A 23,457-nucleotide genomic window follows, 5' to 3' on the forward strand; every position below is an offset into this window, starting at 1 on the left:
TATTTTTAAAATATTAGCCAAAGTTTTGTTTTTCAACTAAATATGTAGTCAATATTTTTTCAAAATTATCGCCAACATTCACCGGAACGTACTTAATTTGGTTCTTTGCGCAGGTCAAAGCCAGATTTTTAAAGTAGGCTTCTGCCCTTTTTTCATATTCTGCTTTTACATTATCGGCAAAAATCGATACTTCTTCTCCTGATTCTAAGTCAATAAACTTTCTTGGCGTATTGTCGAAGTCAAATTTAAGCTCGGTTTCATTGTCTACCACATGAAACAAAACTACTTTATGTTTATTGTGTTTAAGATGCTGCAAAGCATTAAAAAGCTTTTCATCATCTTCTGACTGAAACATATCTGTAAATAAGATAATCATAGAACGGCGATGCATTTTCTCTGCGATCTGATGCAAATACGTAATCGTGTCCGTTGTTTTTTTGACTTTTGGCTGTTCTAATAATTGTTCTAATTTATTGAGCAGCATTCTATGATGGCGATCACTTCCTTTTTCGGGAGCATAATATTCGTAAGTATCTGAGAAAACGCTTAAACCAACAGCATCGCGTTGTTTTTTTAGGATATTCATTAAAACTGCCGAAGCCAAAACCGCAAAACCAATCTTCTTTTCATAAAAAGGCTGACCTGATTTTAATTCCGGATAATGCATCGACGACGAATTATCGACAATAAGATGACAACGCAAATTGGTTTCTTCCTCAAAACGTTTGGTGTATAAACGATCTGTCTTCGCAAATAATTTCCAATCGATGTGTTTCGTACTTTCTCCAGCATTATAAACTTTATGCTCGGCAAATTCAGCCGAAAACCCATGAAACGGACTCTTGTGCATTCCGGATATAAAACCTTCTACAACCTGATTTGCCAGCATTTCCAGATGCTGAAAACTGGATACTTTCTCTATTTCCGATTCGATTTTCATTCACTTTCTTTTTTAATATTCTGTGCGCGGTATAAACCATCTGTCGCCTGCAATAATTTCCTTTTTAGAATTGGACTAAAATTAGGGTTTTCTTTTAAGAATCGCTGTACTTCATCAAAAGCATATTTCGATGAGTATTTTCCAATGGTATTATTCAACCAGTCTTTGGGGAAGAAAATATCTCCCGTTCGCTGAATTTCTTCAACCAAATCCAGCGAAAACCTAATATACTTTTGAGCACTTTCCTGACGTAACGGATGATGAATATTCGCCAAACCTACGGAAACCCAGGATTCTTTTTCTCTGTTTTCATCATCTTTCAATGATTTTACAAATGCATCACGCACTAATTCATCTTTTGATAAAGACGGAAGTAAAAACTCAAATCGCTTTTGTTTGTCCGGATTTGTGATCGTTGTTCTGGCTTTATTCAGGATTTCATCTGCTTTAGTATGTTTAAATATAGCCAAATTCATTGCCATATTCGTGTAATCGTCTTCGTTTAATTTTAAACCAGAAATTACTTTTTCTTTATTCCATAACGAATATAATTTGGCTTTCGCCGAATCTGAATATGCAATCGAACTGAATAAATTAAATAATGTCTTTTTTATATTACTAGGCAAATTAGCCTGCAAACGTTCGTATAGAATATTCTCTAATTGTTTCTGTGCTTTGTTTTGTTGTTTTTCTGTTAGAAATTTCCAAAAGACATTGCTGGTCTGATTGGTAATTATCTTTAAAACCAACTCGTTTTGTTCCTGCTGAATTCCTTTTACAAAACAATCAAAAGCTTTTGATGGAGCAGCATTTCCATTTAGCGTATTTTCATAAATATTGATATACGTTGACGCTCTCGCAACCTCATCGTTCAAAGTCAAAACAGATTTTATAGTATTCCCGTCAAGCGGAAAAACACCGTAACCAAAACCATTATAATTGTAAATAATGGCAATAGGTTTCGCAAGTCCAATGGCTTCTTTTACTACTAGATTTTTGTCTTTTATATTGACATTAATCACTTTCACCTGATCCGGATATACCAAACCAATATCAAAAATTTGAGGCCACACATTAGCTGATTTATCTTCGGCTTGTTGGCTTATTTCAAAATTCTTTATTTGTTTTTTAGCATCATATTCAATCTTATCTGTAAAAATGGCCCTTCCGGATTTGTTTACCCAAACCTCACTCCATTTTTGCATATCAAGTGGCGTTTCGGCATCGAGGATTTCTACCAGATTATTCCAGTCCGCATTATCGTTGGCGTATTTTTTAATGTATTTTTCTATTCCTTTTTGGAAAGCTTCTTTTCCCATCGAAGCTTCTAACTGGCGCATCATTATTGGTGCTTTATTGTAAATAATGGCTCCGTAAAGCGAACCTGCATCTTTTAAATTTGCTAAATGTTGTTTTATAGGATGTGTCCCTAACGAACGATCTTCTGCATAAGCGCTAGAATAATGCGCTGTTAAAAACTGTAGATTATGATTGACTTTCGGGAAAATAGGATTCATGATTTTGTCTGCCATAAAATTCGCAAACACTTCTTTCATCCAGACATCATCAAACCATTTCATTGTCACGAGATCGCCAAACCACATATGCGAAGTTTCGTGCGCAATCAGTTTTGCACGATCTAATTTTTCACTATCTGTTGAACTATTATCCAAAAACAAAGTCGATTCTCGATACTGAATCGCACCTACATGTTCCATTCCGCCATATTGAAAAACCGGAATCGAAGCAAAATCCAATTTCTGAAACGGAAACGGATAATTGGTATATTTTTCTAAAAAGTCTAAGGATTGTTGGTGTAAACTAAAAATTGTATCGGTACTTATGCGTAATTTTTCGGCATTGTTTTCACGATACAACATCGTCATTTCTCTATTACCTGGTTTCTGCGCTACTGTTTTAAATTTTCCGGCAACGAATGAAAACAAATACGTGCTCATTTTATCTGATTCACCAAAAGTATAACTTGTAAAATCGCCTTTTTCTACTTTCTCTTTTACATCGGCTCCAGCCAAAACTGTCCAGTCTTTTGGGACCGTTAAACTCAATTTATAAGTCGCTTTAATATCCGGCTGATCAAAACACGGGAACAAAGTACTCGCGCGATCGGGAACTAATAAGGTATAAAGAAAATCGTCGTTTCTGTTTAAGGATAAATTTCCTGCTATAAACGAAATCGCAACTGTATTTTTTCCTGAAATCAAATCTTTGGCAGCAATAACAATATGCCCTTTCTCATGCACAATAGCAATACTTTTATTATTAACCTGAATTGATTTTATATTTGAAGTTTTCTCTTTAAAATCTAAATACAAAGGTTCGCTCAAATCTGAAATTGTGAGATTTAAAGTCAGATTGGAAATGATTTCCTGCTGTTTTTGTTGCGGAATTTCAAAAGAAAGTCCATAAACAATATCTGAAATTTGTTTTTTTCGAAAGTGCGCCATTTGCTCTGAAACGCCGTTTTCTAAAATAAGATTCTCTTTTTGTTTCGATTGAGAAAAACCAATTGCAGTAAATACAAAGACACAGAGAAAGCTGTAGAAAATTTTCATTTTTAAAGGAATGTTAGATTTGTAAAAATAAAAAAAAGGATTGGCTTTATTGAAAGTTTGCCACGAATTTCACGAATTAGAACGAATCCCTTTATGTTTAAAATTGAATTTCATGAATTTATATTCCTTATTTAAACAAAAGACCTAACAGTTTTTAAAAACCCGTTAGGTCTGAACACAAAAAAAGTCTGACTATTGCCAGACCTTTTCGAAACATACTAATTCTCACTATCCAAAATAAAATTATTCAGTTCGTTGAAATTTAAAACTAATATCTCCTGCATAATACGTATTACGTGCATTGGTTGGAAAAATGGTTTCTGCAGCTGTACTTGAAATATATGCATATCCTGTAATGATGATATTTCCGGCTACTATTGGGTAAGTTGCTGCTGATCCGTCAGTTTTTGTTCTGTTAATCCAATCGTCGCTGTTTACGGTAAAAAAGTATTCTTTGTCTTTTGTAAGTGCAATTGAAGTAATTGTTTTTTCTACGGTAACATTTGCCGTTGCCACATTTACAGTTTCAGATTTTATGACTGTTTTTGTTGCTGCATCCCATAAAGTGATTCTTAGAGCAGCATTTACATCCGGAATTTTTACCACTAAAGCATTTATTTTTCCGGTTACGGTTGGTTTAAAGCTAAAACCGTATTCATAAATTCCTGAGTTTTTTACATCGACTGCTTTTTGGCTAAATCCGGAACCTGCCATATAAGCATCAAGAGGATTTTCTTCATTATATTTAACAGCATCTTTGTCGTCGTCATTGCTGCATGAAATGGCTAATAATGCAACTGATAAAATGGTGAAAATGGTGAAAATGGTTTTTAAAGTTTTCATAATATGTAATTTAACTAATTCTATATCTGGTTTCGTAAATTCAACTTGTATTATTTTTTTCTCAAAAAACTATTGCGCGATATTAAAATGGGCACAAACTTCTTCATAACTCATTTTAGCATAATCAGCTTTTGCGCCTTTTCCTGTCGCAGCTGCAACTCCTCCGGGAATCAAGATATAACGCCAGCTTAGTGATACCGGAAGATTGACCGTTCCTCCTGCATCATGTCTGAATCTGAACAGTTTGATTTTCTTTGCTGTAGAAATAGCCGTAATCGTATTAACAAATCCTCCGGCTGTTGATGTGTAAGGCAGCGTATAAGTACCTGTGCCAAAAGACACATAAACCAATATGGTCCCTTTCGCCAGGATATCTTCTGATAATTCAGGTGCATTAATAGTAGTCGACATTCCGGAAGTCCCGTCTATTGTTTCTGCCGCAGCCGCAGGTGCATTCAACCAGGCGCTGTAAATAACATTTGCTGTTCCTGTTGCTCCCGTTGCCCCTATTGCTCCGGCTGCTCCTGTTTTTCCGTCTATACCGTCTTTTCCATTAAGTCCGTCTTTTCCGTTTATTCCATCTGTTCCGTCATCGCTGCTGCATGAAATCGTAGAAATGGCAACTAATAAAATTGTAAAAATGATTTTTGAAAATTTCATAATAATTTTGGTTTTAAATTTGGCTAAATGATTCTTATTTAATTCAATAACATTATTTTTGCAAAAGTCAACTGATAGCGAAAGAACGTTTCATTTTATCTGGTGACTTAATTACGAGACAAATTTGCAGGATTAAAATCGGTTGAAAAACCACCAATAGACAGACGACATTTTAAATAGACAGACGACATAAATTCTAGTTAAATGACAAAAAAATACACGTGCATTATTATTGACGATGACGAAATAGACAGACTTACGGTATTATCGTTTGCCAAAAAATTTACGATTCTGGATATTCTGGGTGTTTTTGAATCGGCAGAAGATGCGCTTCCGTTTATCGAAAAACAAAAAGTCGACATTTTATTTCTGGATATTGATATGCCGGGTTTAAATGGAATCGAATTCAGAAAAAAAGCTTTAGAAATTCCGGTTTGTATTTTTATAACCGCACATCCTGAACATGCCGTAGAAAGTTTTGAAATCGAAACTCTGGACTTTATCGTAAAACCATTGAAACTGGATCGTTTTGCACAAACTGTAAGCCGAATCGAAGAGTTTATGGAGATTAAACTCAAAGTCTCTCTTTTTGAAGCCAGCATTGGCGGCGACACGATTTATATAAAAGAAGGTCACGAACAGACAAAAGTCAAACTGCACGAAATTTTATATCTCGAAGCGCTAAAAGATTACACGTTAATTATAACCGATAAAAAAAGACATTGTGTTTTATCGAGTATTGGCAATCTATTGAAAGAAGATCATTTCAGGTCCTTCATCAGGATTCATAGAAGTTACGCGGTTCAGAAACAGTTCATTCAGAAGATTAATTCAACAGAAATTATTCTGAATAACAATATTACAATTCCCGTAGGAAGAAGTTATAAAGAAAACCTAAACCTTTTTTCATGAGAAAAATGCGGTTTTTGTTTTTGTTATTCATCAATCTAACTGTTTTTGCGCAGCAGGAACCTATTTTATCACGATATAAAACCCAACCAGAAAAACTAAAAGCCTGGCTAAAATACGCCAACGAAATATTAGATGCCGAAGATTATCCCAAACTAATCGTTGCCGCACAAAAAGGAATCGAACTTTCTAAAGATCATCTGGCCTACAAATCAAGGTTTTATTTTTTAAAAGGAAACGCATACGAATTCAATAATAATCAGACCAAAGAGGCATCTATTAATTATGAGTTTGCCTTAAAATTTGCGCAAAAAGCCAGACATCTTAAAAACGAAACTTCGGCTTTGATGCGCCTTAGTTATGCCTATTATGCGCTGAACGAAACTTTAAAAAGAAAAAAATTAATAGCATATGTAAAACAGGTTCTTGACACTACAAAAAGTACCTACACTAAATCTGTTCTTTACGGAAGTCTTGGCGAATATTATCTCGATAATGCGCAATATGAAACCTTTATTAGTTATCAGCTAAAAGCTATTAACTATAAAAAACTGCTTAAAAAAACCGTAGCAAACGACGAAACCATTGGTGTATCTTATAGTCAGATTGCGGCGGCGTACACTAAAATGAAACAATACAATAAAGCCCTTGAATATCTTAATTATGCCCAACCTTATATCAAAACTTCGCCTTATATCAGTGCTTTTTCATGCAATTATTATTTACAATGCTTTGTTCCTTTAAAGAATCTTGACAGCATTCAAAAATATTACAATCTGGCTTATACCTTTCCGTCTAAAAAAGATTCTCTCTTTCTAAATTTAAGTTTCGCCAACAGAAGCGTATCTGAATATTATGCCAATGAAGGTCAGATAAACACCGCCTTTAGTTATGCTAAAAAAGCAGTTTTATTAGGACAAAAATCAAATGATCAGGATATAATTATGGAAGCCAATGCCGTAATGGGAAGGGTTTTATATGAAAAAGGAGATTACAAAAAAGCCATCGAAACCTTAAAGAAAGCTTCAATAAATGCCCTAAACTATGACAAAGAATCGTTTGTAAGCATCAATAAAGAACTATCTCAAAGTTATGCCGCATTAGGATTATGGAAAGAAGCTCTTTATTATAACGAAATCTATAGCAAATACAACGACGAAATGATGCAGGAATCGGCGAAACAAAATATTGCCAATGCCGAGGCACGTTACCAAAACAAAACGAAAGGACAGGAAATAAAGAATCTTTCGACTCAGAACACGCTTAAAAATATTCAGATTGACGAAGCCAAAAAGCAACGTATTTTTCTAATTTCGGGATTAATTCTCGTGGGCATTATTGGGTTATTATTGTTCAAACAAAACCAAAACCGAAAGAAAACCAATCAGAAATTACAGCTTTTGAATCAGGAACTCGACGAAGCCAATAAAATAAAAGCGCGATTCTTTAGTATTTTGAACCATGATTTACGAAGTCCCGTTTCGAATTTAATTCACTTTTTACATCTTCAAAAAGAAAACCCTGAATTGATTGATGAAGCCACCGCTTTACGAATGCAGACCAAAGTAATTACCGGAGCTGAGAATTTATTATCGTCTATGGAAGATATTTTGTTGTGGAGCAAAGGGCAAATGGAAAACTTTAAACCTCATTTTAAAGAAATTGAAATAGCTGTTTTATTTGATGAAACGAAGAAACATTTTTCAGGTATCGAAAATATTCAGATTTCATTCGTAGATACTGAAAACATTATCCTGAATACCGATGAAAATTATTTAAAAACGATCATTAGAAACCTTACCGGAAACGCCATAAAAGCACTCGACAAAACCCTAAACGGAAAAATAATCTGGGAAGCCTGGCACGAAAACAACCAAGTTTATCTCTCAATTACGGATAATGGTCCAGGCGGAACTCAGGAACAATTTAAAGCTTTATACGACGACTCCGAAGTTATTGGTATCAAATCAGGCCTAGGATTGCACTTGATTCGTGATTTGGCTACAGCCATAAATTGCAAAATCGAAGTCAACTCCCAGCAAGATTCAGGAACTACTTTTACGATAAAAGTTTGCCACTAATTGCACGAATTTCCGCGAATTATTTATTTTGATACTGCTTAAAAAGTTAGCCACAGATTAAAGGATTGAAATGATGATTCTTTGCTTTACTTTATATTATATACTCACGCAGATTTTGCAGATTAATTTAAAATCACTTTTATCTGCTTGATCTGCAAAATCTGCGTGAGAAAAATAATTAGTGAAAATTAGAGAGATTCGTGGCAAAAAAAATCATTTGAATCTGTGCAATCTGTGGCAAAAAAACCTTTAAAATCAAGCAAATAAAAAAGGCTTGACTTTCGCCAAACCTCTTTTATATAGATCATAATCTTACGATTACAACAAAGCGTCTAAACTATCTGCGTAGGTTTGTTTAGGAGCAACTCCTACTTGTTTTCCTACTACTTCACCGTTATGAAAAACCAAAACGGTAGGTATGTTACGCACACCATATTTTGCAGCGAATTCCTGATTAGCGTCTACATCGACTTTACCAACAACTACCTTACCAGCGTATTCTTCGCTGATTTGATCAATGATTGGACCAACCATTCTACAAGGACCGCACCATGCTGCCCAAAAATCTACCATTACTGGTTTATCTGATTTCAAAACTACTTCATCAAAAGTAGCATCTGTTATTGCTAATGCCATAATTTCTTGTCTTTTAAAATTATTGTTTGAATTTGTTCGTTCAAACTAGACTACAAATTTAAAAATTAAATACTAATCAAACACCATTCTTAAATTAGTTTTAGTTATAAATGCATTGTCATTTATTATATCATTCCCATGTTGCAAAATAGTAGGTTTAAACTTACTAATTATTGAGTGTCATCTTTTTAAAAATAACGTCGGTTTTTTACCTTATCTTTAATGATCCAGAAAATTCTTCGAGATGACAGCAACTTTACACGATATAAAAAACTTTTTTCAATCGGTACGTTTTAGAAAATATGCCAAGCGTTTTGGCATTTTCATATTAGGACTTATCGCATTACTATTAATTGCTTGTGGTGGATTGTCTATTTATTTTAACCAAAATAAAACCGAAATCATTGCCAAGATCAATACGAAAATTAATGAAAACATCAACGGAAAATTTCATGTTGGTGATTTTCATTATAAGTTTCTAACCGGTTTCCCAAACTTTACTTTAGCCTTAAAAGATGTCGAACTCAAAGACAATCAATGGGCAACGCACAAACATACTTTATTAAATGCCAAAGAAATTGAAGTGCGTTTAAACGTGTGGAACCTATTGCAAAACGAAATCAACATTCATAAAATCCTCATTAACGACGCCGACATTTATGTTTATAAAGCCGAAGACGGTTATTCGAACGCTGATATCTTTAAACCAAAAAAGAAAAAAACACCCGAAAATAAATCAGATAGAGAAACTACAATCGATCAGGTCGACCTTAACAATGTGCATTTTATTTTAGACAATCGACTTGGTCATAAATTATTTGATTTTGATGTTGCGAGTTTAAAAACCAAAGTAGATTATGATGGCGATAATTGGCAAACCGATGTTTTTCTGGATACAAAAATCAAGAGTTTAGCCTTTAATACCGTACACGGAAGTTTTGCCAAAGAAAAGGAACTTACCGGAATTTTTAATGTTTCGTATCAATCTCAAAAAGAACGAATTGACGTCGTAACCAAAAATCTAAAAATAGGAACAGACGGTTTTGACATTATTGCTTTTTTTAATTTAGCGAAAGGAAATGCCCTTTTCGGAATCAACATTGGGACAACTATTTTATGGCAAAATGCTTCGAATGTATTATCAGCAAATATTAGTTCTAAGTTAAATCGCTTTAATCTAAGTAAACCAATCGATGTAAATTGCGACATAAAAGGCGATTTTAATGCCGAAGGAGATCCCAGAATTGTGGTTCAGGCGATTATAAAAGACAACGAATTGAGTATTCCGGATGGATTAATCAAAAAATGTAATTTTAAGGGAATCTTTACCAATAATTTCAAACCAAAAGACGGTTACAACGACGCAAATTCAGCAATTATATTAACGAAATTTGTGGGAGAATACGAAAATATCCCACTTACAATTCCGCAATTGTCTATCAATAATCTGGAGAAACCCGTTGCTACCGGAAACGTAAGTTCTGATTTCGATGTAGAAAGGCTTAACGAAATCAGCAACGACAAATGGATTCAGTTTACATCAGGTCACGCAAAAGCCAACCTGAAATTTCAGTTTGATATTGTCGATTTATACATTACAAAACCACGTTTTATTGGTAAAGTAGATGTCGATGACGCCTCATTTCATTATATCCCAAAAAATGTTCGTGCCGTAAAAACCAACATTCATCTTGATTTTACAGAGAAAGCATTACTGATCAAACAAATTGCTTATAAACACAATAAGAACACCATTTTTATTGAAGGTAAAATCGATAATTTCCTAAACCTATATTACGATGCTCCTGAAAAAATGATCGTAAACTGGAAAATCTATTGTCCAAATATCGATCTCAAACAATTTCTGGGTGTTTTGGCCACTTCGCAAAAAACAAAGGCTACAGCCAAAACTACTAAAAGAACCACGATATCGAACCAGATACGAACAGCAATCGACAAATGTGCTGTAGTAATCGACATTAAAGCTGACAAAATCAATTACAACAAACTAACCGCAACCAATACTACTGCAACCGTCGAAATGATCGATTCAAGATTAGTCATTAAAAATGGTTCATTGCAAACTTCCGGCGGAAGCATCACGTTTAATAGTGAAGTAAAACCAAGCGGAAAAAACTTTGCATTTAGTTCAAACGCGCAGGTAAATAAGGTTGATATTGCGAGTTTCTTAAAGTCGTTCAACAACTTTGGTGTTACGTCATTTAATCCTAATAATATCAAAGGAAAACTCAGCAGTCAGGCCAATGTTACCGGATTCATCAACAGCAATGGCGCGTTGATCACCAATTCTATGCACGGCAATCTGAGCTTTAATGTCAATCAGGGCGCTTTGTTAGACTTTGAACCTATTGTAAAAATTGGCAAGTTTGCGTTTCCGTTTCGCGATGTCAAGAATATTACCTTCAGCGATTTATCCGGCAATCTCAAATTACGCGGAGAGCAAGTCGATGTGAATAATTTTACCATTAGTTCCAGCGTCTTAAACCTCGATGCCGAAGGCATTTATTCCTTTGGACGTGGCACCAATCTCGCTCTTACCATCCCACTCCGAAACTCCAAAAATGACATCAAACTCGCCACCAAAGCCGAACGCGACGCCGTTCGCGACCGCGGAATTGTCCTGCATTTAATTGCGCTCGATGATGAAGGAAAAATGAAAATAAAATGGGGGAAGAAGGAGAAGTAGTCATTGCGAGGAACGAAGCAATCACAAAAGTAACTCACCAAAAATTTGTCACTCTGAGCGAAGTCGAAGAGCTTTTGCGATTTTGAATTTGTAATTTAAAAATATTGTAATTTAATTTTTAAGGAGCTATTCCCTGCTATCCACTATATCTTTTGTGCCGTCCCGAGGCTTCGGGACCACCACAAAAGGATGTCGTTCCCATCAGGGCTAGGGCTTTTGTTTTCATAAGAGCATTTTTAAATTCATTAATTCTTTCCTCTTACTATTTTCTAAATATTTATATTTGAAGATACCAAAAACGAACAAATGCCACCACTAAGACTTTGGACAAAAGAAGAATTAATTCTTACCTTTAATTTATACTTGAAAATTCCCTTTGGAAAAACACACAGTACTAATAAAGATATTATTCACTTAGCAAATTTAATTGATAGAACTCCTGGTTCAATTGCATTACGCCTAGCAAACTTTGCAAGCGTTGATCCTGTATTAAAAGCAAGAGGAATAAAAGGAATGGATGGAGGTAAAAAGATTGTTCAACCTATTTGGAATGAATTTTACGAAAATCAAGAAGAATTAATTTTCTTAAGCGAAGAAATCCTTGCACAAAAAGAACATATTTCGATTGAAAAGAAATTTGAAGATATCCTTTTTGACACAAAAGACTTAAAAGGAGAAGATGTTAGAAGAGCAGTAAAGACAAGAGTAAATCAATCCGTTTTTAGACAAATGGTTTTATCAAATTACAATAATAAATGTGCGATTACAGGAATTGATATCCCTGAACTTTTATTAGCCAGTCATATAATACCTTGGTCTAAAAATGAAGAACATCGATTAAATCCTGAAAACGGAATTTGCTTTTCTGCACTTTATGATAAAGCTTTTGACAAGGGATTAATTGGAATTAATACAAACCATGAAATAATATTTTCTGATTCAATCAAGAGGAAAAAAGAAGCTGAATTTTATAATAAATACTTTTATTCACTTGAGAATCAAAAAATAATTGCTCCTCAAAAATATCTACCTAGAAAAGAATTTCTCGAATATCATTTAGACACAGTTTTCAACAAACAGATAATCTCATAAAATAAAAAAAGCCACTTCACAGTGGCTTTTATCATTATAAATTATTCAGCATCCAGATAAGGATTTAGAATTTCGGCTAATTCATTGAGCCAATAAAAACCATCTTCGACTGATTTTGTATCGATTTGCAGGGTTTCGCATTCTCGCATTAACGACATGGCCAGGAGATAATTTACTCTTCGAATTGCTTTTGCGAAACTTTTAGGATCAGTCGCTTGGTTGAAAAATTCGTTTAACCGTAATTCGGTTTCTTTTGAAAGGGTGTTTACACTCATAATCTTGCATTTTAGGAAATATAAAACCCGCGTAGCTTAGGTGTCCTACGCTGCAAGAGCGTTGCAGTTGTTTCCAATACCGCCACCATACCACACGGGCACAAAGTTTTTCTGAGTTCATAAGTCTTGCATTTTAGGACTGCGAAGATACCAAAAAATGCTGTGTTTATGCGAGTTTTCTTTATTGATTTAAAAAGTTACAAATTTTAGTTTGCTTGTTGTTGCGGGGCTTCTCCCGAAGGATCGGGACGCTCAGCCTGACAAAGCGACTTCGTTTAGCCTAACAAAAAATACAAATAAAAAAATCTGTTTTTATCCGCATTTTCACGAAGTGAATCCGTTAAATCCGCGTTCCATAATAACATTTTCAGAATCACCAAGTCTGACAAAAAAAGCCTTTAAATTTTTCAACATTTTTTCATAATGTTTTATTAACTCACTTGGGTTTTCATTCTAAAAAAGATAGCTTTGAGAAACAATCATTAAATATAAAGCCATATGAAAATTCAAATCAATACCGACAAGAACATCGAAGGACACGAAAGATTAGCTACTTATTTTTCTGAAGAATTAGAAAAAGGTTTAGCTCGTTTTGAAGAAAAAATAACCCGAGTTGAAGTACATTTTGGAGATGAAAACGGAGAGAAATTCAGCTTAAACGATAAAAAATGTGTAATCGAAGTTCGTATTGCCAACTTACAACCCTTAACCGTAACAGAACACGCTGATACGCTTGAAAAAGCTTTTAGCGGCGCTCTTGCAAAAGCAAAAAAATCACTTACTACGACTTTCGAAAAAATGAAAGCGCATTAATTTATATAGTTTCAAATATAAAAATGGCATTATCCGGATTAGAGATAATGCCATTTTTATTTTAGTAAAGCGGTCATTTCTTCCCACTGCAATATTTTGACTTTCTCATTTAGTGTGTTCGCGCTATTTACCATTGCTTTGGCGATATCGCTTGCCTCGATTCCTTTGTATTTGTTTATTCCTCCAATAAATAACGGATTGATTAATTTGAATATCCCAATAAATACTTTTTCCAGCGGTCGGCTTTCTTTTCGGTTTCCTAAAATCATCGATGGCCGGAAAATATAGGTATGATCAAGATTTAGATTGATAATATCCTGTTCAGTTTCTCCTTTCAGCTTGGTATAAAATATCGAGGACTTTGCATTTGCTCCAATTGCCGAAACTAGAAACACGGCTTTTGCTCCGTTTTCTTTGGCCAGTTTTGCTGCCAAAATGGGGTAATCATGATCGATTTGGTAATATAGTTTTTTATCCGGCGTTTTCTTTTGTGTGGTTCCTAGGGCTATAAAAACCTCATCTATTGGAATGTCTTTTACAACTTCGGGCAATAAATTAAAATCACCAATTAGCGTTTTTAGTTTTGGATGCTGAATGTTCAAATCTTTCCTGACCACAATTATTACTTGATCATAATTGGCGTTATTCAATAACGTTTCAAGAATATAAGATCCTACTAATCCGCTTGCTCCGTATACAACTACTTTTTTCATAATAAGACGATTTGTTTCCTAGAAGTTAGAAATTTTTCCACTCCCGATAGCTATCGTGATTCACAAATTATAATGATTACTTTTTTTTGTTTCACGCAGATTCTGCAGATTTTTATTTTCTAATCTTTTAATCTAAAGCTCCGGCGGAGCGATATATTTATAGTCAATTTTGTATTCGTTATTATTATAAGCTCCAGCGGAGCGACATGTTTATAGCCAATTTTGTATTCGTTATTATTATAAGCTCCAGCGGAGCGACATATTTATAGCCAATTTTGTAATTAGTTTTTAATATCAGCTCCAGCGGAGCGACACATTTATAGCCAATTTTTTATGCGCAATTATAATCCAGCTCCAGCGGACCGACATATATTTTTAGAACGATTCGATATGTCACCGCGATGGGGTTTTATTGGTATGTATTTTAAATTTTATATAAATATATCGCTCCGCTGGAGCTCTACATACATTGTTTTGATCTTTTCTATAAATATGTCGTCCCAATGGGACTTAAAATAAATTATACTCGAAACCTTAATTAAGATAATAATAACGCTTTTTGATATTGTAAGAAGTAATTTTGCAGTCCCAAAAAAGAAACTTGGTTTTTGAAATAAAAAAAGCTTCTTTTTTGAGATTATTCATTACAAATTATTTAAAATTACCTTCATGAAAAAGCAATTACTCGTATTATTAATAGCGCTATTTATAGGTTTTGGTGCCAATGCGCAAACAAAATCATCTGAAACAAATGTGTTGGTTTTGATTTATTCTCAAAACGGCGGAACTTATAAAATGGCAAAAGCTATTGCCGAAGGAATTCAGGAATATCCAAATACTAAAGCGACTTTAAAACGTGTTCCATCCATAAACTCAAAAGAAAAACTAAATGCTGAGGTAGAAAAATTACCTGTTGCAACGATCGAAGAATTGGCAAATTATGACGGAATCGCTTTTGGAAGTCCGGTTCATTTTGCGAATATTAGTGCTGATATGAATTACTTTTTCAGCCAGAGTATTCCGCTTTGGACTTCGCGAGCTTTAGAAGGAAAACCGGCAACGGTATTTATGTCCGCAGGATCTGGGGCAGGAAAAGAAGCGGCCATTTTATCTTTCTGGAATATTCTGGCGTCGCACGGAATGGTGATTGTACCTACCGGAATTATGGGAACAGCAACTTTAGACAAAACTGTTCCGCAAGGAAATACTCCGTTTGGTGCAACTGCATTGACAGGATCTACAGGAACTCGTCCGTCACAAAGTGAATTGAATCTGGCTAAAGAACAAGGTAAAGCCTTGGCAAGAGTTACCGCTGGATTAAAAAATACAGAGAATATAAAGTCTGTAAAAACAACTTCGGCTGAGACTAAAACCGATATCAACAAAACATTAAAAGACAATAATATTGTACTTCCTGAAGCACCTAAACCGGTTGGAAATTACGTTCCGTTTACGATTTCAGATCATAAAGTATATATTAATCAGGTGGCGTTGAAAGACGGGAAGATTTTAAATCCGGGAAAAGTTGGCGCAACAGTTACAGAAGATCAGGCAAAGGAAGCAACATACCAAACGATGCTAAATGTTATTGCAGTTTTGAAAGAAGCTTGCGGAGGCGATTTGAACAAAGTAAAACAATGTGTGCAATTGACAGGATATTTTAATACCACTCCAGAATATACGCAACATGCAGGGCTTATGAATTCGGCTTCGAATTTGACGGCTTTGGTTTTTGGCGAAAAAGGAAAACACGCCAGAGCAACAATTGGTGCGGTTTCGTTACCGATTAATTCGGCTGTAGAAATTCAGGCGATTTTTGAAATTGAATAAAGAAAAATTTTACCGCAAAGGTCACAAAGTTTTGTAAATTATGCTTTTGCTTTGAGATCGCAAAGGGATTGTGTTTAAAAATGTTAGACGCACTGCTTTGTGTCTCTACGCAAATTGGAACGCATATCATATTTATTAAAATGACATTTCGGCTTCGTTCAGAATGACAAGAGTACACTGAAAACTGAGACTGAAAACTGTTTCGCGTGAGGGATAGAGCTAAGCTACCGCAGTAGCAGCGAAAGCCCGACAGCAATAAAAAAGGGGCCGACTAAGCGATTTGCATAGTTGGCCCCTTTTTTATTGGTGGCACGCCCAGATTATTATTGACGTAAATATTATGATTTTGGCAACGGAGCTCCTACGGCAATATCGCAGCGATGTCCGGGTTTTCCGTGTGCTGGATTCATTCCGTCTGCTACTGCTTCTTCGGTACTTAATAAAGCGGGAACTGCATTTGCAGGTGGTGGCGTAACGGTATAAGTTTGAGATGTTGTACCACTTTGTGCTGTATTTGCAACAGGTTGTTTTGTCGCTGCAGAATTTAAAGGCGCTCCAACAGGAATATCACATCTGTGTCCGGGTTGTCCGTGTGAAGGATTCATGCCTTTGCCTACTTTTACAGGTACTGTAGTGGTTGTGGTGACTACATTTTGTTGGCCTGCATTTACTTGTACAGGTTGTGAAGGCTGAGCTGTTACAGTTTGTCCTTGTGTTGGAGCTGAATTCAACGGTGCGCCAACGGCAATATCACAACGATGCCCCGGTTGTCCATGTGCAGGATTTATTCCGTTAGTCTCTCCCATTACGGTATTAGGATTCGTCACCGGATTTTGAACGACTGATGGTGTTTTTGTCGTGTCTTTTGCCAAGCCAAGTTTTACTAATTCAGATGTTGGCGTGCTTTCTTGTGGTTCTAATTCTTTCTTACAAGAAGTAAAAACTAAAGAAGTAACAAGTATAGAGGTAAGGAGTATTTTTGAATTCATGATGTATCGATTTTAAAGCCCTCAAATATACTAAGAATTTCACCATATAAGTAATATAAGATACTTTAAGATTTGCGTTGTCAGTTAATTTCGCAAAGGTGCAGTCCCGAGGCTTTGGGAGCAAAGTTTTTTGTTTCACGCAGATTTTAAAAAGATTTAAGCAGATATACGCAGCGGATTTATAAATCTAATCTGCAATTTATCTGCAGAATCTGCTTGAAACATTCTATCGTTTAAAAATCATTCTTACCTTTAAACTCAAATAACATTCTCATGAAAAAATTAATTCTACTATTATTATTTGCTGCCACTTTTGCAAATGCACAAACGTCTGAGAAAGACAAAATCAATCAAACTATCGATTCATGGCATAAGGCTGCAGCCGATGTAAAATTTGACGCATACTTTAATCTGATTGCCGAAGACGGAATTTTTATTGGAACGGACGCTACTGAAAACTGGAACAAAAAAGAATTTAAAGTTTGGGCAAAACCATTTTTTGATAAAGGAACAACCTGGAATTTTACGGCGCTTGAACGTCATATCTTTTTTGATAAAACTGGAAAAATTGCATGGTTTGACGAATTGCTAAATACGCAGATGAAAATTTGTCGCGGTTCTGGTGTTTTGGTAAAAGTGGGGAAAGAATGGAAAATTCAGCACTATGTTTTATCAATGACAGTTCCTAATGAAGAAGTTGACGCTGCTACTAAGATAAAAGCACCAATTGAAGATGTGCTGATCGCAAAGCTTCAGAAAAAATAAACATTTTCGAACTTTCTTATTATAATCCTAACTTTTCTAGCGTTTTACAAGATCTTATATCAAATTAATTATAATACAATTGGCAATTTTATCCTTAAATTAGAAGTTGAAAATAACATACTCTCAAAAAAACAGATCGAATTTTACAAAATTGACTAAAATAAAAGATCAACCTCTATTTTATTAGCCCTGAAAATCAAAATCTTTATTTTTTTTTAACTTTGACCCCAAAAAAAATAGGGTTCAATAAAGTATTTGAAAAATGAAAATAGAAAAACGCTGGATCATTTCCTTTATTATTATAAGTATTGTTTGTATTACCGGTGCATTCTGGCCAACTGTTACTCAAAATAGTTACGTTTTATCTGAATTTGGCACAACAGAACATATCGTTCCTGCCGATGTCGCCTGGATGTTAACCTCTTGTTGTCTGGTTTTGATCATGACGCCTGGATTATCATTTTTTTACGGAGGAATGGTAGGCCGAAAAAATGTGATTTCGACCATGTTACAAAGTTTTATTTGTTTGGGCGTTGTAACGCTTTTATGGGTTGTTGTGGGTTTTAGTCTGGCCTTTGGAGATCCCGTAGGTTTTGGTTCCGGAGAGCATTTTTATAGCTTTTTTGGTAATCCTGCAACTTTTGCTTTTATGGATTATGTGGGTGTTTTGCCTCATAAACAATTGGCAAGTACGATTCCGTTTATGTTATTTGCGTTGTTCCAGATGAAATTTGCAATTATCGCTCCGGCAATTATTACGGGTTCATTTGCAGAACGCGTTCGCTTTATATCGTATTTACTATTCATTAGTTTGTTTACCATTTTTATTTATGCGCCTTTGTGCCATTCGGTTTGGTATCCTACGGGTGTTTTAGGAAGTTATTTTGGCGTAAAAGATTTCGCCGGAGGAACTGTCGTGCATATGAGTTCTGGTTTTGCTGCGCTTGCGGGAGTTCTGGTTTTAGGTAAAAGAAAAAATAGTGATCATATACCAACTAATATTCCGTTTGTATTATTAGGAACCGGAATGTTATGGTTTGGATGGTTCGGTTTCAACGCTGGTTCAGCTCTTGCTGCAAACGGAACTGCTGCAATGGCTTTTGCAACTACAACAACATCATCTGCAGCTGCAATGCTAACATGGGTTTTCTTTGACCGTATGAACGGCAGAAAAGTTTCGGCTCTTGGTGCTTGTATTGGAGCTGTTGTAGGTTTAGTTGCCATAACACCTGCCGCAGGATTTGTATCGGTTCCTGAAAGTATGTTTTTTGGATTTATAACTGCTTTGGTTTCAAACTCGGTTGTAAATTGTCGTTTCTCAAAAAGATTTGATGATACACTTGACGTTTTTGCCTGTCACGGTGTTGGCGGAATTATGGGAATGATCCTGACTGCGATTTTCGCTCATGGCGAAGATGCAAGTTTACTTCACGGTGGATGGAATGTTTTCGCTCACCATATGATGGCGCTGGTTTTGGTTTCGATCTTTACTTTCTTCGGCGCTTATTTCTTGTTTAAAGTGACGAACTTTATTATTCCGCTTCGTGTTTCTGAAGAAAACGAACATATCGGACTTGATTTATCCCAACACGATGAAACGCTTGATCCTAAATTAAAACCTATTACTGAGGCGCATTACGGGTAATTTTTTTGCCACAGATTGGAAAGATTTTTCTAATCTGTAATTAAAATAGTTTGCCACGAATTTCACTAATTTTCACTAATTTTTCCTTCTTTAATTCAGTTTAAAGCGGTAAAATTAATTCGTGTAGATTCGTGAAATTCGTGGCGAAAAAATTAACTGCTGTAGTTTTTTATCTGGTGTACTAATCTAATTTTCTACCGACATTTAACTCCTAACGGAGTATTTAAAAAAAATCTTTTTAATCTGTGTAATCTGTGGCAAAAAATTAGCGTTAATTCGTGTAATTCGTGGCTAAAAAACTTTAAACCAATTTGCGCTATTTTCATTCGTTTATATTCCTTAATTTTGCTGAAAATTTTTGTAAAAGTGGGAAGTAAAAATAAACTAAAAAGATTCAGAGAAAACGAAACGTTTCAAAACGTTTTTCAACCAACCAGAGAAGAAGTTGTAGGCGATTTAATGCCTTTGAAAGGAAAATGGAACTCTGATTTCTTTAAAAATGATAATCCATTAGTTTTAGAATTAGGATGTGGAAAAGGAGAATATTCTGTTGGTTTAGCAGAAAGATATCCAAACAAAAATTTTATCGGAATAGATATTAAAGGAGCCCGTTTCTGGAGAGGTGCCAAAACCGCTGTTGAAAACGGACTTCATAACGTTGCTTTTATTCGTACTCAAATCGAATTGATCAATCATATTTTTAATGAAAATGAAGTGGATGAAATCTGGATTACTTTTCCGGATCCGCAAATCAAATACAAAAGAACAAAACACAGAATGACAAATTCTGAGTTTTTGAAACTGTATAAAAAGATCCTTAAAAAAGATGGTGTCGTAAATCTTAAAACCGATAGTGAATTCATGCACGGTTACACGCTTGGATTACTTCACGGTGAAGGACATGAGGTTTTATATGCAAATCATAATGTATATAAAAACGAAGGAAGCCCTGAGGAAGTTACTGCTTTTCAGACTTTTTACGAGAAACAATATTTAGAAATTAACAAGGCAATTACGTATATTCGCTTTAAAATTAAAGACTAATTTAATTTTAAAAACATTTTTTCAAACCCATTAAATAACTGAATGGCATTACTTACCCCATTACTTTCAGGTTTTATTGCCGCTTTCATTGGGATTATTCCACCCGGATTAATCAATATGACAGCTGCGAAAGTAAATTTGAAAGAAGGAAAAAGGAACGCTTTATGGTTTGTTGCCGGCGCTGTTTTAGTAATCTTTTTTCAGGTTTCCCTTGCGGTTTTATTCGCACAGGTAATCGACAATCGTCCTGATGTTGTTACGTTATTGCGTGAGGTTGGATTTGCTATATTTTCGATATTAACGATTTACTTTTTGTTTATTGCAAAAGAACCCAAAGCCAAGAAATCGAAGATTAAAAAGAGCAGTAAAAAAAGCCGTTTCTTTTTAGGAATGTTACTTTCCGGCCTGAACTTCTTCCCTATTCCGTATTATGTGGTGGTGAGTGTTACGCTGGCTTCTTATCATCTTTTTGCATTTGAAAACAACATTATTTTTACTTTTGTATTTGGTTCTGTGTTAGGTTCATTTGCCGCTTTGTACAGTTATATTGGTTTCTTTGGAAGAATTGAAAAGAAAACCGATTATATCATGCGAAACATGAATACTATTATTGGTAGTATCACGGGAATAATTGCCATTGCTACACTTTTTAATATCCTGAATTACTATTTCGGGTAACTTATAAATCTAAGGATTACAAATGATTTTTTTAAATTTGTTTCACGCAGATTTTGCAGATAAAATTAAATAAAAAAGATCCTTTTAGATTTGCATAAATCTGTAAAATCTGGTTGAAAATTTAATTTTACAGGCAAAGTTAAAAATCATTTTAATCTGTGAAATCTGTGGCGAAAAAAATCCAAATCTATGGCTGAAGATAATTTTTTTGAAAGGGTTTATGCGATCGCCAGACAAATTCCGTACGGAAAAGTAACTTCTTATGGCGCAATTGCGAAAGCTTTAGGAACTGCACGTTCTGCCCGAATGGTAGGTTGGGCAATGAATGCATGCCATAATATGGAAGATGTTCCGGCACATAGAGTTGTAAACCGAAAAGGATTACTAACCGGAAAACATCATTTTGACGGAACGAATTTAATGCAGCAATTGCTGGAAAGCGAAGGTATTGAAGTCGTAAACAATCAAATTATAGACTTCGAAAAACATTTTTGGACGCCTGAAATTGAATTTTAAAGGTTTTTACCATATAAGTGATATAAGTTCATTTAAAAATTCAAAGTTATTTTATTCTCATTTTTTGTCATCCCGAGGAACGAGGGATTTCCGTTGGTAGCTCGACAAAAATTGAAAACCTTGCTTGCGGAATTTCTTGCGGAGATCCCTCGTTCCTCGGGATGACAAAAATGCGCGTAATAACTTTGACAAAGATTCAGAAACTATTTTAAGTCCCAACTAAAATGAACTTATATCACTTATATGGTTCAAATCAAATCAAACAAATTACAAAACTTGTTTTATCTTCATCGGTTTGATAACTTAGGTAGCCGCCGTGCGCTTCGATGATGTTTTTAGAAAGCGTTAATCCAATTCCGGCACCATCTTTTCTGGTGGTAAAAAATGGCAGGAATACTTTATCCCTAATCTCGGTATCGATTCCTTTTCCGTTGTCTGAAATGATAATAAAAAAGCGATTATTTTCGGTGTAACTCGACAAGAACATTTTCTTTTCTGTCTTTTCTTTTAAGGCGTAAATACTATTTGTAATTAAATTAATAATCACTTGTTCCATTTGGCTTTTATCAATTAAAATCGACCTTGAACTATTAATTTCGTTAACCAATTCTATATTCTCTGCTTTCAAAATTGGACTCATAATTCGCATGCAATCTTCAAAAAGCATATTAATTGGCGTCATTTGTTTCGTTGGAGTTGGCAGCATGGCAAGTTTTCGATAATTTTCCACAAATACCTGCAAGTGATCACTTCGATTGATAATGGTCGAAATACTGCTTTTTATATCTTCAAAATCATCTTCTTCCAGTTGTTCCTGATCAACAATATGAAGCAGGTTTTGCGAAAGTGCCCGAATTGGCGTTAGAGAATTCATTAATTCATGCGAAATAATCTTCATTAAGTTAATCCAGGCTTCTTTTTCCTTTTTCTCAATTACACGTTGAATACTATCCAGTAAAATAATATAATATTCTTTGTCGAAAGTCTTCGTACTGGAGGTTTGAAGTACAAAAGTCTGCAAATCCTTATCTTCAATTTTAATCGAAATTGCCGATTTTATTTCAGCAAAACCTACATTCTCAATCTCACTGCAAAGCGATGGCAGATAATTTTTAAGATATGTCCAATGGCTCACTTTTGGCACTTTAAATAAATGAGAGAAACAATCATTCATTAAAAAAATATTCCAATCGTCATTGTCTTTTTCAAGAATTAAAGTCGCAGTATCAATATTATTTAAAATCGACTGATAAATTTGTTCCTTAGAGATTTGTTCTTGTTGCTGAACTTTCAGTTTATTATATAAAAGATGCAAATTCTTGAAATTTTCCTTTTTATATTCTTCTGGAAAATTGGTAGAAAAATCATTTTGTAATATCGAAAGCAATGTTTTATCATAAAACAAAGAATGATTTTTGATATAAAAATACATTTCAAACAACAATAGAAATATAAAAAAACCAACTAAAATTGCATTGTAATAAAGCGTTTTATAAATCAAAAAAATGCAAAAGAAAAAGGGAATCATAATAAACAAAACCCTTATGAATAACGCATTATATAACTTCCAGTTTTTCATTATTTTATTTTTTATTGCTACAGATTAAAGGATTAAAATGATTCTTAAATTTGTTTCACGCAGATTTTAAAAAGATCGAAGCAGATAAATTAGATCAAAATAAAAATAATCTGCCTAAATCTGCAGCATCTGCGTGAAACAAAAGAAATATTATTTTAACTTCTTAATT

General features: G+C 34.6%; 20 protein-coding genes. 11 read left to right on the forward strand and 9 right to left on the reverse strand.

From position 1 onward, the window contains the following. Positions 1-13: 13 nt before the first annotated feature. The 4 genes from RC62_RS17060 to RC62_RS17075 all read right to left on the reverse strand — a co-directional run bounded on the left by RC62_RS17060 (position 14) and on the right by RC62_RS17075 (position 5,016). On the reverse strand, positions 14-940 hold the full coding sequence (locus RC62_RS17060) for a DUF58 domain-containing protein (RefSeq protein ID WP_055097361.1): 927 nt from the start codon (positions 938-940) through the stop codon (positions 14-16). After that, a complete protein-coding gene (locus RC62_RS17065) occupies positions 937-3,513 on the reverse strand; it encodes a M1 family metallopeptidase (RefSeq protein ID WP_055097363.1) in 2,577 nt (858 codons plus the stop codon). Before RC62_RS17065 ends, RC62_RS17060 begins: the two co-directional genes overlap by 4 nt. A gap of 243 nt (positions 3,514-3,756) precedes the next feature. Beyond that, positions 3,757-4,356: a DUF4082 domain-containing protein gene (locus RC62_RS17070; protein WP_055097364.1), complete on the reverse strand. Its 600-nt coding sequence runs from the start codon at positions 4,354-4,356 to the stop codon at positions 3,757-3,759. 69 nt (positions 4,357-4,425) lie between these two features. Next, positions 4,426-5,016 carry a hypothetical protein gene (locus tag RC62_RS17075; RefSeq protein WP_055097365.1) on the reverse strand — a complete coding sequence of 197 codons (591 nt, stop codon included), beginning with the start codon at positions 5,014-5,016 and terminating at the stop codon, positions 4,426-4,428. Between the two features lie 204 nt (positions 5,017-5,220). Here RC62_RS17075 and RC62_RS17080 point away from each other — a divergent pair, with 204 nt between their 5' ends. Beyond that, a complete protein-coding gene (locus RC62_RS17080; protein WP_055097366.1) occupies positions 5,221-5,928 on the forward strand; it encodes a LytR/AlgR family response regulator transcription factor in 708 nt (235 codons plus the stop codon). Continuing rightward, positions 5,925-8,006 (forward strand): ATP-binding protein, encoded by a 2,082-nt coding sequence (locus RC62_RS17085; protein WP_055097367.1) that lies wholly within the window; start codon positions 5,925-5,927, stop codon positions 8,004-8,006. The genes RC62_RS17080 and RC62_RS17085 overlap by 4 nt, the downstream gene beginning before the upstream one ends. A gap of 318 nt (positions 8,007-8,324) precedes the next feature. Here RC62_RS17085 and trxA read toward each other — a convergent pair whose 3' ends face one another. Continuing rightward, entirely contained in the window at positions 8,325-8,642 is a 318-nt protein-coding gene (gene trxA / locus RC62_RS17090) for a thioredoxin (RefSeq protein WP_041516662.1), read from the reverse strand. Positions 8,643-8,886: 244 nt separating this feature from the next. Here trxA and RC62_RS17095 point away from each other — a divergent pair, with 244 nt between their 5' ends. Together RC62_RS17095 and RC62_RS17100 are read left to right on the forward strand one after the other, a co-directional pair. Continuing rightward, entirely contained in the window at positions 8,887-11,349 is a 2,463-nt protein-coding gene (locus RC62_RS17095; protein ID WP_055097369.1) for an AsmA-like C-terminal region-containing protein, read from the forward strand. Between the two features lie 306 nt (positions 11,350-11,655). Next, positions 11,656-12,441 (forward strand): HNH endonuclease, encoded by a 786-nt coding sequence (locus RC62_RS17100; RefSeq protein ID WP_055097371.1) that lies wholly within the window; start codon positions 11,656-11,658, stop codon positions 12,439-12,441. Between the two features lie 41 nt (positions 12,442-12,482). Here the strand turns inward: RC62_RS17100 and RC62_RS17105 are convergent, their stop codons facing one another. Then, the gene (locus RC62_RS17105) at positions 12,483-12,716 is read right to left on the reverse strand and encodes a hypothetical protein (protein ID WP_055097373.1); all 234 of its coding nucleotides are present in this window, start codon (positions 12,714-12,716) and stop codon (positions 12,483-12,485) included. A gap of 498 nt (positions 12,717-13,214) precedes the next feature. On the opposite strand from RC62_RS17105, the gene RC62_RS17115 reads away from it, so the two are divergent. Then, the gene (locus tag RC62_RS17115; RefSeq protein ID WP_055097376.1) at positions 13,215-13,529 is read left to right on the forward strand and encodes an HPF/RaiA family ribosome-associated protein; all 315 of its coding nucleotides are present in this window, start codon (positions 13,215-13,217) and stop codon (positions 13,527-13,529) included. A gap of 56 nt (positions 13,530-13,585) precedes the next feature. On the opposite strand, the gene RC62_RS17120 is transcribed toward RC62_RS17115, so the two are convergent. After that, on the reverse strand, positions 13,586-14,242 hold the full coding sequence (locus tag RC62_RS17120) for an oxidoreductase (protein WP_055097377.1): 657 nt from the start codon (positions 14,240-14,242) through the stop codon (positions 13,586-13,588). 669 nt (positions 14,243-14,911) lie between these two features. On the opposite strand from RC62_RS17120, the gene wrbA reads away from it, so the two are divergent. Continuing rightward, positions 14,912-16,072: an NAD(P)H:quinone oxidoreductase gene (gene wrbA, locus RC62_RS17125; RefSeq protein ID WP_055097378.1), complete on the forward strand. Its 1,161-nt coding sequence runs from the start codon at positions 14,912-14,914 to the stop codon at positions 16,070-16,072. A gap of 338 nt (positions 16,073-16,410) precedes the next feature. Here the strand turns inward: wrbA and RC62_RS17130 are convergent, their stop codons facing one another. Continuing rightward, positions 16,411-17,061, reverse strand: coding sequence for a hypothetical protein (locus RC62_RS17130; RefSeq protein WP_055097380.1), 651 nt, complete (start codon positions 17,059-17,061; stop codon positions 16,411-16,413). Positions 17,062-17,334: 273 nt separating this feature from the next. Between RC62_RS17130 and RC62_RS17135 the strand changes: the two genes are divergently transcribed. From RC62_RS17135 to RC62_RS17155, 5 genes are all read left to right on the forward strand, one after another. Next, complete coding sequence (locus RC62_RS17135) at positions 17,335-17,826, forward strand: nuclear transport factor 2 family protein (RefSeq protein WP_055097381.1); 492 nt, start codon at positions 17,335-17,337, stop codon at positions 17,824-17,826. 262 nt (positions 17,827-18,088) lie between these two features. Next, positions 18,089-19,471: an ammonium transporter gene (locus tag RC62_RS17140; RefSeq protein ID WP_055097383.1), complete on the forward strand. Its 1,383-nt coding sequence runs from the start codon at positions 18,089-18,091 to the stop codon at positions 19,469-19,471. 366 nt (positions 19,472-19,837) lie between these two features. After that, complete coding sequence (gene trmB, locus RC62_RS17145; RefSeq protein WP_055097760.1) at positions 19,838-20,515, forward strand: tRNA (guanosine(46)-N7)-methyltransferase TrmB; 678 nt, start codon at positions 19,838-19,840, stop codon at positions 20,513-20,515. Positions 20,516-20,557: 42 nt separating this feature from the next. After that, on the forward strand, positions 20,558-21,193 hold the full coding sequence (locus RC62_RS17150; protein WP_055097384.1) for a LysE family transporter: 636 nt from the start codon (positions 20,558-20,560) through the stop codon (positions 21,191-21,193). Positions 21,194-21,382: 189 nt separating this feature from the next. Next, complete coding sequence (locus RC62_RS17155) at positions 21,383-21,709, forward strand: MGMT family protein (protein ID WP_055097386.1); 327 nt, start codon at positions 21,383-21,385, stop codon at positions 21,707-21,709. 253 nt (positions 21,710-21,962) lie between these two features. Here RC62_RS17155 and RC62_RS17160 read toward each other — a convergent pair whose 3' ends face one another. Continuing rightward, positions 21,963-23,288 carry a sensor histidine kinase gene (locus RC62_RS17160; RefSeq protein ID WP_055097387.1) on the reverse strand — a complete coding sequence of 442 codons (1,326 nt, stop codon included), beginning with the start codon at positions 23,286-23,288 and terminating at the stop codon, positions 21,963-21,965. Positions 23,289-23,457 lie beyond the last annotated feature (169 nt).

It is taken from the genome of Flavobacterium aquidurense (assembly GCF_001404985.1).
GTDB lineage: Bacteria > Bacteroidota > Bacteroidia > Flavobacteriales > Flavobacteriaceae > Flavobacterium > Flavobacterium aquidurense_B.